Raw genomic sequence first — 13,047 nt, forward strand, 5'->3', positions numbered from 1 at the left:
AAGCCTGCCCGACCCCAACCAACCAGAACAACACTTAGACGCGACAATCTACTAGGGCCGCGTCAGGCAGGGTTTGCCCGTAGAGGAGCGGCGTCCGGTGCGGTGCATCGCAAGGCGCCGGATCGCCCTCGTGCTGGGCGTACTTGGGTGATTCGGCAACGCAGCGAGGTGCCGGGCGACGCGACGGGGCGAACCTTGCCTGACGCGGCACTAGTCCTCGCCGGACGGGCGTGACGCCGGACCGCCTCAGGGGCGGGGCGCGGCCGTGGGATGGCGTTCGGCGGATGTGCCCTCCGGACCGTGTCCGGGGGGCGCCTGAGGGACAGCGTCCCTCCCCCCGTGCCGGTGCTCGGCGGCGGGCACCCCGGGGCCGCGTCCCGGGTGGACGCGCCTCCGGCGCCGCGTCCGAGGCGGAAGCATCTCCCCCGGGCGGTCACCGAAGTCGACGCGCCTTTCGGGCCGGTGTTCGCGAGCGGCGTATCCCCGGGGCCGCCGCGCCCGGTGCGGGCCGCTGCCCTGGGGAGACCGCCCGGGCCGCGGTCGGGGTGGGGGCGGGGCGGGGGCGGCGTTGAACGGCGGCGGGGTCCGGCCGGTGCTCGGGCCCCCGCGGGGCCCCTCGCTCAGGGGCGCGAGAGGGCCGCCGCCGCGTACAGGACGTCGTGGATCAGGGCCGGGTCGCCCTCCATGCCCACGGCCGCCTCCTCCGGGGTTATTCGCCCGGCTGCCAGCTGGCAGAACTCCTCGTCCTCCAGCGTCACATGGGCCACCGCCTCGTCTCCCTCTGGCCCCTCGGGCACCTCGTGCGCCTCCACCGCCGAGACGCCCGCCGCAGGCGAGTCCACGGGGATGTACCAGTGGCCGCCGCCCGCGCCCTCCACCTCAAGGTGGAGCGTGCGCACCGGCGCGCCCACGCTCGTCAGGCGCGCGGACGAGGTCGCGAGCCCCGCTCTGCGCCGCCCCGCGATGCTCTCGGGCAGCCGCCGCGCCGTCAGGTCGACCAGCAGCCGCAGATGGGCGCCGAACGGGGCGTCGTACGGGTACTCCACGGCGTGCGCGATGTCCTTGGCGTGCACCCAGCAGGTGAACGCCCGGTCGAGGAACGCGTCGGAGAGCGCCACCTCGGCGCCCGCCCCGCCGGGGAAACGGCCCGCGTCGCCCAACGCCTCGCGCGGCACGGTCCGTTCGCCCGCCACGCCGCCGAGCTCCGCCGCCGCACGCACCAGGGAACGCGACTGCTCGCGCCACAGCGGCCAGTCGCCCGCGTCAGGGGCCCGCAGGCGCGCCGCCGCCCGTTCCGCCGTCGGGCCGTTCACCGGCTCGGGCAGCCCGACGGCCGCGGCCAACAGGCCGTCCAGGGACAGCAGCTGGCCGATCACGCGCGCCACGGTGGTCGGCGTGCCGTGCCACGCGTCCCCGTCGAACCACCGCAGCGCGACCGGAGTGCGCCACTCCTCCTCCGCCATGTCCCGCAGCAGCGCGTCGAGGCGGGCCGCCTCCTGGTCGTAGGGCGCGGCCCACGGCGGCACGGGCTGCCGCGCGGGGCGGCGCGCGAAGCAGTCGTCGAGCACCGCGACCCGCAGCTCGGGCGCGAGGTCGAGGGCGCCGGGCGGTTCGAGCAGCGTCGCCGCGTCCCGCAGGCGCAGCGCCTCGTCCGCGCAGGGCCCGCAGCCGCCCAGGTGCTCATCGACGCGTTCGGACTCCTCGCGGGAGCACGCCGACAGCGCCCACGCGCCGAGCAGCGCCATCAACTCCTGGTGCTCCCGCGGGCCAAGCGATGGTGGCATCGGTTCGTCGCCCTCCCGCTGCCGAGGGGTGATCGCGCGCCCATCCTCCGCCGGAACGCGCCCGCGCGCACCACGGGGCGCGGGCACGCGCGCGGTCTCGGACGCCCGGGTGGTCCTCCCCGGGTCGCCGTCTCCCTGGGACGGAGTCGTCACGGGCCCTCCCGTGGCGGATCCGCGCGGTAGGCGGCCGCGGAGGACAGGAGTTGGAGGCCGAGGCGCAGCCGCCCCCTGGCCTCGGCCTCGGTGATGCCGAGCCGCTCGGCCGTTCGCCGGTAGTCGTGCCGCTGGAACCGCGCGAGCTCCAGCGCGTCGCGCAGCGGCGCGGGCATGGCCGTCACGATGTAGTCGGCGCGGGCCGCGGTGGAGGCGGCGCGCACGTGCTCGTCGGACCTGGCCGCGCCCTCGGGCCCGCCGTCCCGGCTGCGCAGCAGGTCGACGGCCAGCCGGTGGGCCTCGGCGGCGATCCAGGACCGCATGGGGCCGCGGTCGGGGTCGAAGTCGAGCGGCGACTCCCAGATGCGCCTGAACACCGCGCGCGTGACCCGCCGCGCGTCGTCCTCGTCGGCCAGGGCGCGCAGGGCGATGCCGAACGCCAGCGGCGCGAACCGGTCGTACAGCTCCCCGAGCGCGGCCGCCTCGCCGAGCTGGAGCCGCTGCCGCATGCCGCGGTCCCAGTACGGCGGCGTTTCGTGCGCCATCCGGTCTCCCCAACTCCTTCGAACGCGCTCTACGACAACCTCAGGGCCCCCACGTACGTCAAATGTAGTGTGCGGCGCTGTTCACGCGCGCCCCCGCGAACGGGACGGTCCACGGGGGGATGGTGGACGCGTGGCGGGCTCGAAACTGGGCAGGCCCGAGGCATAGAGGGCGCGCGAACGGCGCGCGAAGGACAGAGAGGGAGCGCGGGCGCGTGGCGTTGAAGGTGGGAACGGAGCCGTGGGGGGAGTGGACCGTGCTGCGGGTCGTCGGCGAGCTGGACATCGCCACGTCGCCGACCGTTCGCCAGCATGTGCACGACGCGGTGGCCGAGGGGCGAAGACACCTGGTCCTCGACCTGTCCGAGGTGCTGTTCTGCGACTCGAGCGGGGTGGGCGTCCTGGTGGCGGCGCGCAGGCTGATGCGGTCGTGCGCCGGTGAGCTGCGCCTGATCCTGCCCGCGCGGGGCGCGGAGGACGGCTCGCACGTCAACCGTGTGCTCGCCGCGCTCGGCGTACGCCGGTTGTTCGACTGCTATCCCGATCTTCCGTCCGCGGCGGGCGAGAAGGGCACGCCGCTCTCCGCGTGAGCCGTGGAAGTCGCTGGTGTGCGTGGGTAAGCACGCCCTCACTTCTGTTCGAGCCCGCCTGAGGCGGGTCGCACAGCCCGCCCTCTGCTTACTCCTTTGCGCCGGAATATTCCTGAAGCACTTGTTGTCCGACTCGCCCGTCAATCATGCTGTGCTGAGCCGGGGTTGTGCCTCGGTGTGAGGGGATTTGTCCGCCCGGTTCGGAGCGTGTGAACGGTGCAGGAGCTGGAAGAGCAGTTGGAGGTCGCCCCCGAGCCCGCCGAGGTGGGCAGGGCCCGCCGGTGGGTGCGGGCGCAGCTGGGGCGCGGGCAGCCCTGTCCTGCCCGCCCCGACGAGACGCAGACGGACACCCTGGTCCTGCTGGTCTCCGAGCTGGTGACCAACGCCGTGGTGCACACGGGCCGCCCCGCCGTGCTGCGGCTCGCGGTGCGCCGCGACCCGGTGCCGGGCAGGAACGTTCCCGTCCGTCTCGAGGTGGTCGACCGCGACGGCCGGGCCCCGCGCCCGCGCCGCGCGGAGGGTGAGGAGACCTGCGGCCGCGGCCTTGAGCTGGTCGAGGTGCTGGCCGACCGGTGGGGCTGGCAGACGGAGGGCAAGGGCAAGCGCGTGTGGTGCGAGGTGGACTGCGCGCCCGCTCCCGAGCCCCAGCCCGCCCCCGCGGGGCCCGCGGCCGGGGCGGCCTGCTCTTGACGGGTCGTGGTGGCCTGATCACCCTGAGGAAGGGTTCCGTGCGGCGCGTTGGAGGCCGGGCCGCCGGGACCGGGTGATGCGTTGCGAGGGGACGTCGAGGCAGGTCCTCGGCGAGTGCGGATCACCGGGTCCCCTCCCCGCACGGGGAGGGGCATCCCCTCTCGTCCCCTCTTCTCACAGCTCGCGGACGATGGCCGCCGCTATCTTCGGGGCGTCGCGGGCGAGTTCGCGGAGATTGCCGCTGATGGGGTTGGCGTAGCCGGTGAAGTAGAGCCCGGGGGCGGCCGGGTGGGTCTCGCGGCCGTGCACCAGCGGGCGGCCGCGGCCGTCGAGCACGCCGAGGTGGGCGACCAGGGGTTCGAGCCCCCGCCGATAGCCGGTGGCGGCTATCACCGCGTCGGGGCGTATGACCGCGCCGTCCGCGAGCGTGATGGCGTCGCCGTCGAACGACACGACCGCGCCCACGGGTTCGACCTGCTTCCTGCGCACCGCCCGCACCAGGCCCGCGTCGAGCACGGGGATCGCGCCCTCGCGCACGCGCGAGTAGAGGCCGGTCTCGGGGCGGGGCAGGCCGTGTTCGGTGAGGTCGGGCAGCAGCCGTTCGACGGGGCGGGCCAGCCGGTCCACCAGGCGGACGGGCAGCCTGCGGCAGATGATGGCGCTGGCCTGCGAGGGCCAGCCGAGCGTGGAGCGCCGCAGGATGTGCGGGACGCCGCGGACGGCGAGCCTGACGCGGCCCGCGCCGCCGCCCGCGAGGTCGGCGGCGATCTCGGCGCCGCTGTTCCCCGCGCCGACGACCAGCACGTCGCGCCCCTTGAACGGCGCGGGGTTGCGGTAGCGCGCGGCGTGCAGGAGCTCGCCGGTGTAGGTCTCGCGCCCCGGCCAGTCCGGTACGCGGGGCGTGTGGTTGTACCCGGTGGCGACGACGACGGCGCTCGCGCGGAGCTTGCGCCCGCCGTTGGCGTGCAGCACCCACGCGTCGTCGGGCCCTGGTCGGTCGACGCGCGACACCTCGACGCCCGCGGCCAGGTCGACGCGGTGGTAACGCGCGTAAGCCTCCAGGTAGCGCACATAGTCGTCGCGCCGCACCCAGCGCCCCGCGGACCGGGGGATCGGCAGCCCGGGGAGCGAGGACCAGCGGCGCGTGGTGTGCAGCCGCAGCCGGTCGTAGTGGTTGCGCCATGAGCCGCCCACGTCGCTGGCCTTGTCGAGCACCACGGCGCGAACGCCGTACTCACCGAGCACGGCGGCTGTCGCGAGCCCGCCGGGACCGGCTCCGATGATGTGCACAGGCGACGTCGGCATGCTCATGAGGATACGCAGCGGGTGATGGCGCGAGGAGAGCCCGCCCGCCCCTTAAGGGAACGGCAGTTCACGTCCCGCGAAGGCGCGGCAGCGGTGCGCGCTTCTGCGATCCTCTGCGCATGGTGGACAGCTACCCGGTCGAGGAGGCGCGTGCGCTGGCCGCGTATCGCGAACGGCAGGCCAGGGGGGAGGACGCCGGGGTCCCGCATGAGGAGGCGTATCGCCGGATCTTCGGCGAGGGCGGGGCGCGGCGGTCCTGATCAGCGTGCTTCACCTGGGGCGCATGCGCTGAGCGTGGGGGAACGCGGGGGGAACGCGAGGGGGGAACGCGAGGGGGGAACGCGAGGGGGAAACGTGGGGGGGAACGTGGGGGAGCGCGTGTCACACCGTGGGCCTGCGGCCCGTGACGCCGAGGTGGAGCAGGAGTGTGAGCGCCGGCTTGAGGTCGGCCTGCTTGGCGCCGAGCGCCTGGAGGCTCTTGGGCTGCGACGAGACCCCGGCCAGCATCGTGACGAGCGAGCCCGCGAGCGCCGCCGGGGTCGGGCCCTTGTCCGCGCCGCGGCCCCTGGAGCGGGCGCCCTCGATCGACTCGGCCAGCGGCTTGACCAGCGCGCCCTGGATCCGGGTGCGCAGACGGACAAACCGGCGGTCACCCTCGGCCGCTCCGAGGTCGATCACGCGCAGGATGGCGTCATGTTTCCGCCAGAAGGAGAGGAACCCGTCCACCAGCTCCTCGGCGGTCTGGCGGCCCGCCTTCCCGGTCCACGACCGCCCGGCGACCAGCTCGGAGAGGTCGCCGCTCTCCCGCACCGCGGTCTCCGCGATCTCCAGGACCGCGGCCTCCACATCGGGGAAGTACTGATAGAAAGTCGCAGGTGAGGTGCCTGCTTTGCGGGCCACGTCGATGACCCTGACGTCCCGGTAGGGGGAGGTCCCCAGCATTTTGCCGAGGCAGTCGAGGAGCTTCTGCCGCGTTGCCTGACCGCGTCGGCCAGCGACCCGGCCGTCAACGGTTGTCACCTGTCCTGTCATGCCAGTCAGCTTATCGACGCGTGATCTAGGCGCGATTTGATCGCATCCGATCGGGGGGAGCGGAGAAGATGGCCGGTTCGGCACGGTTTCCAATGATCGGGTCATGGGGGACATTTCCCTCAATCCAGACCCCCGGGTTCGCCACTGTCGGTCCCTGGGGGAAGAATCGACTCGTGAGTCCGCGGGACCGCGTGGCAATGAGATGCTGCACGGGGCGGTGAATCAGCGCCCGTACGGGGAGGTGTCCAGCACATGGTGGAGCAGCTGACGCAGCACGATCCGCGAAGGATCGGGCCGTTCGAGGTGCTCGGCCGGCTCGGCGCCGGGGGCATGGGTCTTGTCTACCTGGCCCGTTCCGCGTCGGGCCGCCGGGTGGCGATCAAGACGGTGCGCAGCGAGCTGGCCGAGGACCAGCTGTTCCGGGTGCGTTTCACGCGCGAGGTCGAGGCCGCCCGCGCGGTCAGCGGCTTCTACACCGCGGCCGTCGTCGACGCCGACCCCAGGGCCGCGGTGCCCTGGCTCGCCACCGCCTATGTGCCCGCCCCCTCGCTCGAGGAGATCGTCACCGAGTGCGGGCCCCTGCCGCCCGGCGCCGTCCGCTGGCTGGCCGCTGGCATCGCGGAGGCGCTTCACTCCATCCACGGCGCCGGTCTCGTGCACCGCGACCTCAAGCCGTCGAACGTCCTCGTGGTCGAGGACGGCCCGCGCGTGATCGACTTCGGCATCGCGTCCGGCGTCTCCAACACCCGCCTGACCATGACGAACGTCGCGGTTGGCACCCCCGCGTACATGTCGCCCGAGCAGGCCAAGGACTCCCGCAGCGTCAACGGCGCGAGCGACATCTTCTCGCTCGCCTCCACCCTGGTCTTCGCCGCCACGGGCCACCCGCCTTACCACGGCGGGAATCCCGTGGAGACGGTCTTCATGCTGCTGCGCGAGCGGCCCGACCTGTCGGGTCTTCCTGACGAGCTGCGGCCGTTGATCGAGTCGCTCATGGTCCACAAGCCGGACGACCGCCCCAGCCCGGCCGACCTCCAGGCGCAGCTGGCCCCGCACCTGTTCGCGGCGAGCGACGACACCGGCAGCGCCTCGGCCTGGCTGCCGCCCGGCGCGGTCGCGCTGATCGAGAGCCGCAGGGGGCGCACCCCTCAGGTGCCCGCGCCGGCGCCCGAGGTGAAGCACGCCGTGGTCTCCGCCCCTTCCGCGCCCTCGCCGCCGTCGGCGCCTTCCTCGCCGCCCCCGATGCCGACGACCCCGCCGCCCTCGCCGCCGTCGCTGCCCCCGCCGATCCCGGCCCCCTCCCCGCCCCCGGGGCCCGAGGGCCCGGTGCGGCTCCCCGGCTCGGGGATGCCCGTGGGCCCAGGGCCGCAGCGCGGCGAGCCCGCGGGCCCCGGCGACCACCTCGTGGCGAACTCCCCCGACTGGGCACGCCCGCCCACCGGGGCGGCTGGCTCCCCGATGGCCAGCCCCTCGACGGCCCACCCCGGGCAGAGACCGTTCACCGCGGACCCCGCCCGCTGGCGCCCCTGGCGCTTCCGGATGAACAACGACCTGTGGGGCTCACCCACCGTGCGCGACGGCCTGCTGTACGTCACGTCGATGGAGGTGCACGCCCTCGATGTGGCCAGCGGGCGGCGGCAGTTCAAGACGCGCGAGGTCGCCTGGTCGATGGCGGTCACGGGCGGCCGCGTGCTGGCGTCCGACGGGCCGAGCCTGTACGCCCTTGACGCCACCGACGGCTCGGACCGCTGGCGCGTCCCCACCGACACCTGGATCTACGCGCTGCGGGCCGAGCGCGGCACGGTCGTCACCGCCACCCGCGGCGGCGGCGTCCAGGCGTGGGAGTCGGGCACGGGCGAGCGGCTGTGGGAGATGTCCGGCGCGCAGGCGGACTTCGAGACCCACGACGCGGCGCCTGTGGTGCACGACGGGGTGGTGTACGCGTGGGGCGAGGGCCAGCTCTATGTTCTGGAGGCGCGCACGGGCGCCGAGCTGTGGCGTCACCCCGTGGGCGACACGTCGGTCACCGGGGGCGTTCCCGTGCGGGTGACGCCCACGGACGACGGGGTGGTGTTCGTGTGCGCGGGCTCGCGCGTGCTGGCCCTCGACGCGGCGAGCGGGGCGGAGCGCTGGAGGTTCGACGCCCCGGCGGCGATCCTGTGCCCCGCGACATACCAGTCGCCGGGGACGCGCGCCTCGGGGATCTACTTCACGGACTACCTCGGCACGGTCTACGCGCTCGACGCGGCCACGGGCGACGACCGCTGGCGCATCGCCACCGAGGCGCGGCAGTCGGCCGAGCCTGTCGTGGTCTCGGACGGCCTCGTGCACCTGGGCAGCGGCTCGGCGATGTACACGCTGGACGCCGTGAGCGGAACGCCACGCTGGCGCTTCGCGGCGGGCGACGCGATCGTGGGCTCCCCCGTGGTGCGCACGGGGCGCCTGCACTTCGGCTCGGAGGACCGATGCCTCTACACGCTCGACGCGGTGAGCGGGCGGCTGAGCTGGAAGCTGGAGACCGGCGGCGCGATCACCGGGACGCCCGCCGCCGCGGACGGCATGATCTTCGCCTGTAGCCAGGACCACTGCGTCTACGCGCTTGACGCCGCGCGAGGCACACGGCAGTCCGGCTAGGCCCCGGTCCCGGCGGCCTTGGGGGCCCGGACGCGGACCGGGGGAGGCCGGGAGAACGTGGGCGATCCCGACAACGCGGCGCGTGTGCGTGCCAGGCGGGACCGCCGCAACGGGGCCTCGGCCCTTGTCGGGGCGGACCCCGACGACCGGCCCATGGCGCAGCCCGCGCTCCGTGCGCCCTGCCCCCCGGCCCAGGCGGCCCAGCGTCCGACGCGTCGAGCCCGCGGGGAGGGCGACGGCTCTTGGCCGCCGTCCTCCCCGCGGGTCAACTCGCCACGCTAAGGGGGCGCGTCACACGCGCCGGGCGCGCGCTGGGTGAACGACGTGGATCACGCCGCCTCCCGGCCCTGCTCGCCTTCCCCCTCCCCGCGGCGCCGCATGCGGGACCAGGGTCCGTGCCGGACCTCGCCCTCGCCGCGATGTGCGGCGCGCATGTGCTCGACATGCCGGGCGGCGGCGTACATCATCGCCGCGGCCAGCAGTCCGATGCCGCCGAGCAGCGGGCCGAGTACCGGCCAGGACATGCCGCCGGGGCCGACGGTCAGGCTGTGGGCGGTCTGGTACTGCCGGGCCATCCACAGGATGGTGAACCCCAGGACCAGCAGGCCCGCCACGGTCATCAGCGACGCGGAGCGCAGCAGGATCGCCGCCAACGCGATGAGCCCGGCGATCAGGAACGGGAAGAACATGCCGGTGAGCAGATTTGCGTCGCTCCCGGTGATGCCCTGCCCACCGAACAGCTGCGGCCACTTGAAATGCCATCCGTGACGGCCGCCGTACCAGTTCAGGAACACACCTGCGATCGTCGCCGCGATGGCAAGTCCGGCGAGCACGGGCGCAAGGACTTTACGCCACATATCGAGCCTCCCTCGGTGTGGCTTTTGTCTTATTCCGGCTCGTCTTCTCACGTTACGTCCCCTGGTCGACCCTCGCACCCCGAACGGCGGCGGCCCGCTTGCGGGCACTAATCTCACGGCCCATGACCGCCCCACGCACGCCGCCGCTCCTCGTCGCCGTGACCGCCCTGGTCGCCCTGGAGTCGCTGCGCGTCGCGGGCGCGGTCGGCTCGTTCTCCGCGGCCCTCCCCGCCGTCATCGCCGCGGCGCTCGGCGGCCCGCTCGTCCGGTGGCTTGGCTCCCGCAGGGCGCTGCCCCTCGCCGTCGCCGCCCTGGCGGCGGCCCGGCTGCTGACGCAGATCCCCGGCGCCAGAACGGTCCCGGTGCTGGCCGTCACGGCCGGTATCGCCCTGGCCGCCCTGGTCCTCACCGTGCGCGACGCCGCCGCCACCTCGCGCAACGGCCCCGGCAGGGCCGCCCGCGCGATCGCCCTGGCCGTCGCCGCCGACGTGGCGCTGCGGCTCCCGCTCGACCTGCTCGACCCGCTGTGGCGCGGGGGCGCCATCGGCTGGCTGTGGGCGGCGGCGTGCGCCGGCGGGCTCGGGGCGCTCGCCTGGGCGGCGCACATCCGCCCGAGCATGCGGACGCGGCCCGCGGGCGGCGTCGAACTGGCCGTGCTGGGACCGGCGTTCGCCCTGTGGGGCGCGCTGCTCGCCTCGCCCGCGTATCTCGCCTCGCAGGGCGGGATCTCGCTCACCTGGGCCGGTCTGTGGATCGCGGCGGGCGCGCTGCTTGGCACCGCGGCCCTGAGCGCGCCCCGGCTCCGCACGATCCCGGGCCTCGCGAAGATTCCGAACGTTCCGAACGTCCCCCTCGCCCCCGCCGCCCTGGTCCTCGCCGTGGCCGTGGCCGTGTGGGTGCCGCCGCTCGCGGCGGTCGCCGCGCTGGCCGGGCTCGCCGCCCTGCCCGCCACCGTGCGCGCCGCGCTGGCCGGGCGCCCGCTCACCGTGGGCCGCGGCGCGCCGCTCGACGTCGCGCTGGCCGGGGCGGGCGCCGCCGTCGGCCAGCTGCTGCTGGTGCTCCCGCTCCACGTGCGGTTCGCGCCGGGCCTCTTCGCCGTGCTCACCGCCGCGGCGCTCGCCGTCGCCGCGGGACACGCCACGCGCGCCGCGCGCGCCCTGCCCGCCCCGCGCCCGCTCGGCCACGCGTTCGCGCCCGTGGTCCTGGCCGCGCTCCTGCTCGCCTGGCCCCCGCTGGCCACCGCGCTGCGCGCCGCGCCCGAGCCGCTGCCGCGCGACACCGCGGGCGGCGTGTACCGGCTGCTGTCCTGGAACGTCCACGCCGCCGTCGACCGCGGCGGCGAGCTCGCGCCCGAGCGGATCCTCAAGGTGATCAGGGAGTCCGACGCGCAGGTCGTCGCGCTCCAGGAGGTCCCGCGCGGCTGGCCGGGCGCGGGCGGCCTCGACCTGGCGACCTGGCTCGAGCGCCGCCTCGACGTCACCGCGGTGTGGGCCCCCTCCGCGGACCGGCGGTTCGGCAACCTCGTCCTCACGAGCCTGCCCGTCGTCGAGTCCTCGGCCACCGGACTGCCGCGCGCGGGCGGCGACATGGACCGTTCGTTCGCCTCGCTCACCGTGCGCCTCACCGACGGCGAGGAGGCGCGCGTCGTCGCCACGCACCTCGACGGCGGCGGCTCGCCCGACGCGCGGCTCGCGCAGCTCGGCCCCCTGCTCGACGCCGCGGGCGGCGACCAGGCCACCGTGCTCGCCGGGGACCTCAACGCCCGCCCCGGGTCCGAGGAGATCGAACGCGTCACCGCGGCGGGGTTCCGCAGCGCCCAGGACGAGATCGGCGACCCGGCGCGCGACACGGCGACCAGCCCGCCGCGCCGCGTCGACTGGATCTTCGGCGCCCCCGGCGTCGCCTTCGGCGACTTCACGCTGACCGGCACCACCGCGTCCGACCACCTGCCGCTCGCGGTGACCGTCTACCTGGACTGAAGGCTTACCCTGCGGCCATGACCTCCAACGCACCGTCAGCGGGCAGCGCCGCCCGCCCCCGCACCGCGCTCGTCGTGCCCGGCATCGGCTACACCCCCGCGCGGCCCCTGCTGCACTACGCGCGCGCCGTGCTTGAGCAGCACGGCTGGGACGTGCGCGAGCTGTGGTGGGAGGTCCCCGGCACGTTCCAGCAGTTCACGGAGGGGGAGCGGCTGGCCTGGGTGGAGCGCCAGGTGGTGGCGGCCGTCGAGGCCGAGGGCTGTGGGCTCCTGGTCGGCAAGTCCCTTGGCACGCTGGCCGCCGGAATCGCCACCGAACGGTCCCTGCCCGCCATCTGGCTCACCCCGCTGCTGACGACCGAGCCCGTGCTCGCGGCGCTCGACGCGTGCGTCGCGCCGACGCTGCTGGTGGGCGGGACGGCCGACCCGCTGTGGGACGCCGAGGCCGTGCGCCGACTGCCGCACAAGATCCTGGAGTTCGACGGCGCCGACCACTCGCTCCAGCTGCCGGGCGACGCGGTGGGCTCGGTGGCGTTGCTCGGGCGGCTCGTCGAGACGATGGACCGCTTCGCCGGGGGCGCCGCCCACACCAGCGGGCCGCCCGAGCCGCTGTGACCGCTGGCGAAGGGACCCGCGAGGAAACGGCTCGGCCGGGAAACGGTTCGGCCAGGAAACGGTTCGGCCCGCCGGCCCCCACCGGCGGGCTCCCGACCGTGACGCCGGGTCGGCTCAGGCCCGGACGACGCCCCCTCCACGCCGCCCGAGCCGGTCACCGGACCCGAGTCCATTCGGCGGCTCCCCCGTTACCGCCGAATGGATCCGGGGGAGGCCAACCGCGCACCCCTGTGCGGCCGGTCACTCAAGAGAATGGCAGCGGGCCATAAACAGTCGATAAACGAGCGCCGACGGGGCAGGCGAAGGGACGGGCCATCACCCCTGCCCCGTCTCGTACACATGGGTGTCGGCGCGCACGTCGCCCGCCGTGCCCGATCCCCCCGCGGCGGTGGCCGCGAGGGCGGCGAGGGCGCCGAGCAGGGCGGCGGCTCCGGCGCAGGCGGCGAGTGCTCTCATCATGCGTGTCATGGCGAATCCCCTTGTGACGGAACGGAAGACGGAAGGTGCTTGATACGGTCCGTGAGGGACCGCGTCTCATGAGAATGCCCCGCCGCTCGCACAGAGAACCGGCTGCGCATCGCGGGGAGGCGGCGCAGCCGGTTACCGGTGACGAGGTCGGGCGACGACTCAGCTGTCGCTCTTGCCCTCGGGCTCGCTGTAGACGTGGTTGTCGCCCTGCGGCTTGACGGTGGGCTTCTTACCCTTCCCTTCGGCCGCCGCCGGCTCGCTGTAGACGTGGTTGTCGCCCTGCGGCTTGACGGTGGGCTTCTTACCGTTCCCCGCGCTGGTGGGCTCGTCGTAGACGTGGTTGTCGCCCTGCGGCTTGACATCACTCATGTGGAACTCCGTAAGTCACGAGGGACGGAA

At 74.8% G+C, this 13,047-nt stretch carries 13 protein-coding genes; 6 read left to right on the forward strand and 7 right to left on the reverse strand.

The genetic code is table 11. The features are described from left to right. Window positions 1-620 precede the first annotated feature (620 nt). On the reverse strand, window positions 621-1,784 hold the full coding sequence (locus DEH69_RS05125) for a zf-HC2 domain-containing protein (protein ID WP_113685685.1): 1,164 nt from the start codon (window positions 1,782-1,784) through the stop codon (window positions 621-623). 149 nt (window positions 1,785-1,933) lie between these two features. Beyond that, a complete protein-coding gene (locus DEH69_RS05130; RefSeq protein WP_113685686.1) occupies window positions 1,934-2,482 on the reverse strand; it encodes an RNA polymerase sigma factor in 549 nt (182 codons plus the stop codon). Window positions 2,483-2,694: 212 nt separating this feature from the next. On the opposite strand from DEH69_RS05130, the gene DEH69_RS05135 reads away from it, so the two are divergent. Next, window positions 2,695-3,069 carry an STAS domain-containing protein gene (locus DEH69_RS05135; RefSeq protein WP_258534445.1) on the forward strand — a complete coding sequence of 125 codons (375 nt, stop codon included), beginning with the start codon at window positions 2,695-2,697 and terminating at the stop codon, window positions 3,067-3,069. A 216-nt stretch (window positions 3,070-3,285) separates the two neighbouring features. Continuing rightward, the gene (locus tag DEH69_RS05140) at window positions 3,286-3,759 is read left to right on the forward strand and encodes an ATP-binding protein (RefSeq protein WP_113685688.1); all 474 of its coding nucleotides are present in this window, start codon (window positions 3,286-3,288) and stop codon (window positions 3,757-3,759) included. Between the two features lie 174 nt (window positions 3,760-3,933). Here the strand turns inward: DEH69_RS05140 and DEH69_RS05145 are convergent, their stop codons facing one another. Then, window positions 3,934-5,070 carry an NAD(P)/FAD-dependent oxidoreductase gene (locus tag DEH69_RS05145; protein WP_113685689.1) on the reverse strand — a complete coding sequence of 379 codons (1,137 nt, stop codon included), beginning with the start codon at window positions 5,068-5,070 and terminating at the stop codon, window positions 3,934-3,936. Window positions 5,071-5,183: 113 nt separating this feature from the next. Between DEH69_RS05145 and DEH69_RS05150 the strand changes: the two genes are divergently transcribed. After that, complete coding sequence (locus DEH69_RS05150; protein WP_258534446.1) at window positions 5,184-5,324, forward strand: hypothetical protein; 141 nt, start codon at window positions 5,184-5,186, stop codon at window positions 5,322-5,324. 121 nt (window positions 5,325-5,445) lie between these two features. Here DEH69_RS05150 and DEH69_RS05155 read toward each other — a convergent pair whose 3' ends face one another. After that, window positions 5,446-6,096 (reverse strand): TetR family transcriptional regulator, encoded by a 651-nt coding sequence (locus tag DEH69_RS05155; protein ID WP_113685690.1) that lies wholly within the window; start codon window positions 6,094-6,096, stop codon window positions 5,446-5,448. Window positions 6,097-6,348: 252 nt separating this feature from the next. Between DEH69_RS05155 and DEH69_RS05160 the strand changes: the two genes are divergently transcribed. Then, window positions 6,349-8,730, forward strand: coding sequence for a PQQ-binding-like beta-propeller repeat protein (locus DEH69_RS05160; RefSeq protein WP_113685691.1), 2,382 nt, complete (start codon window positions 6,349-6,351; stop codon window positions 8,728-8,730). 329 nt (window positions 8,731-9,059) lie between these two features. On the opposite strand, the gene DEH69_RS05165 is transcribed toward DEH69_RS05160, so the two are convergent. Further along, window positions 9,060-9,587, reverse strand: coding sequence for a hypothetical protein (locus tag DEH69_RS05165; protein ID WP_147255430.1), 528 nt, complete (start codon window positions 9,585-9,587; stop codon window positions 9,060-9,062). A gap of 122 nt (window positions 9,588-9,709) precedes the next feature. Here DEH69_RS05165 and DEH69_RS05170 point away from each other — a divergent pair, with 122 nt between their 5' ends. Then, on the forward strand, window positions 9,710-11,566 hold the full coding sequence (locus DEH69_RS05170) for an endonuclease/exonuclease/phosphatase family protein (RefSeq protein WP_113685693.1): 1,857 nt from the start codon (window positions 9,710-9,712) through the stop codon (window positions 11,564-11,566). A gap of 17 nt (window positions 11,567-11,583) precedes the next feature. Continuing rightward, a complete protein-coding gene (locus DEH69_RS05175; RefSeq protein WP_113685694.1) occupies window positions 11,584-12,180 on the forward strand; it encodes an alpha/beta hydrolase in 597 nt (198 codons plus the stop codon). A gap of 315 nt (window positions 12,181-12,495) precedes the next feature. Here the strand turns inward: DEH69_RS05175 and DEH69_RS31280 are convergent, their stop codons facing one another. Next, a complete protein-coding gene (locus tag DEH69_RS31280) occupies window positions 12,496-12,648 on the reverse strand; it encodes a hypothetical protein (protein WP_181727259.1) in 153 nt (50 codons plus the stop codon). A gap of 159 nt (window positions 12,649-12,807) precedes the next feature. Beyond that, a complete protein-coding gene (locus tag DEH69_RS05180; protein WP_113685695.1) occupies window positions 12,808-13,017 on the reverse strand; it encodes a hypothetical protein in 210 nt (69 codons plus the stop codon). Window positions 13,018-13,047 lie beyond the last annotated feature (30 nt).

The sequence above is a fragment of the Streptomyces sp. PT12 genome, from assembly GCF_003311645.1.
Lineage (GTDB): Bacteria > Actinomycetota > Actinomycetes > Streptomycetales > Streptomycetaceae > Streptomyces.

What these genes read in the sequence shown, in the direction of transcription:
- DEH69_RS31280 (WP_181727259.1), bottom strand. Translation starts at nt 12,648, where the DNA reads ATGACACGCATGATGAGAGCACTCGCCGCCTGCGCCGGAGCCGCCGCC.
- DEH69_RS05150 (WP_258534446.1), top strand. Translation starts at nt 5,184, where the DNA reads ATGGTGGACAGCTACCCGGTCGAGGAGGCGCGTGCGCTGGCCGCGTAT.
- DEH69_RS05125 (WP_113685685.1), bottom strand. Translation starts at nt 1,784, where the DNA reads ATGCCACCATCGCTTGGCCCGCGGGAGCACCAGGAGTTGATGGCGCTG.
- DEH69_RS05155 (WP_113685690.1), bottom strand. Translation starts at nt 6,096, where the DNA reads ATGACAGGACAGGTGACAACCGTTGACGGCCGGGTCGCTGGCCGACGC.
- DEH69_RS05170 (WP_113685693.1), top strand. Translation starts at nt 9,710, where the DNA reads ATGACCGCCCCACGCACGCCGCCGCTCCTCGTCGCCGTGACCGCCCTG.
- DEH69_RS05175 (WP_113685694.1), top strand. Translation starts at nt 11,584, where the DNA reads ATGACCTCCAACGCACCGTCAGCGGGCAGCGCCGCCCGCCCCCGCACC.
- DEH69_RS05180 (WP_113685695.1), bottom strand. Translation starts at nt 13,017, where the DNA reads ATGAGTGATGTCAAGCCGCAGGGCGACAACCACGTCTACGACGAGCCC.
- DEH69_RS05145 (WP_113685689.1), bottom strand. Translation starts at nt 5,070, where the DNA reads ATGAGCATGCCGACGTCGCCTGTGCACATCATCGGAGCCGGTCCCGGC.
- DEH69_RS05165 (WP_147255430.1), bottom strand. Translation starts at nt 9,587, where the DNA reads ATGTGGCGTAAAGTCCTTGCGCCCGTGCTCGCCGGACTTGCCATCGCG.
- DEH69_RS05160 (WP_113685691.1), top strand. Translation starts at nt 6,349, where the DNA reads ATGGTGGAGCAGCTGACGCAGCACGATCCGCGAAGGATCGGGCCGTTC.
- DEH69_RS05130 (WP_113685686.1), bottom strand. Translation starts at nt 2,482, where the DNA reads ATGGCGCACGAAACGCCGCCGTACTGGGACCGCGGCATGCGGCAGCGG.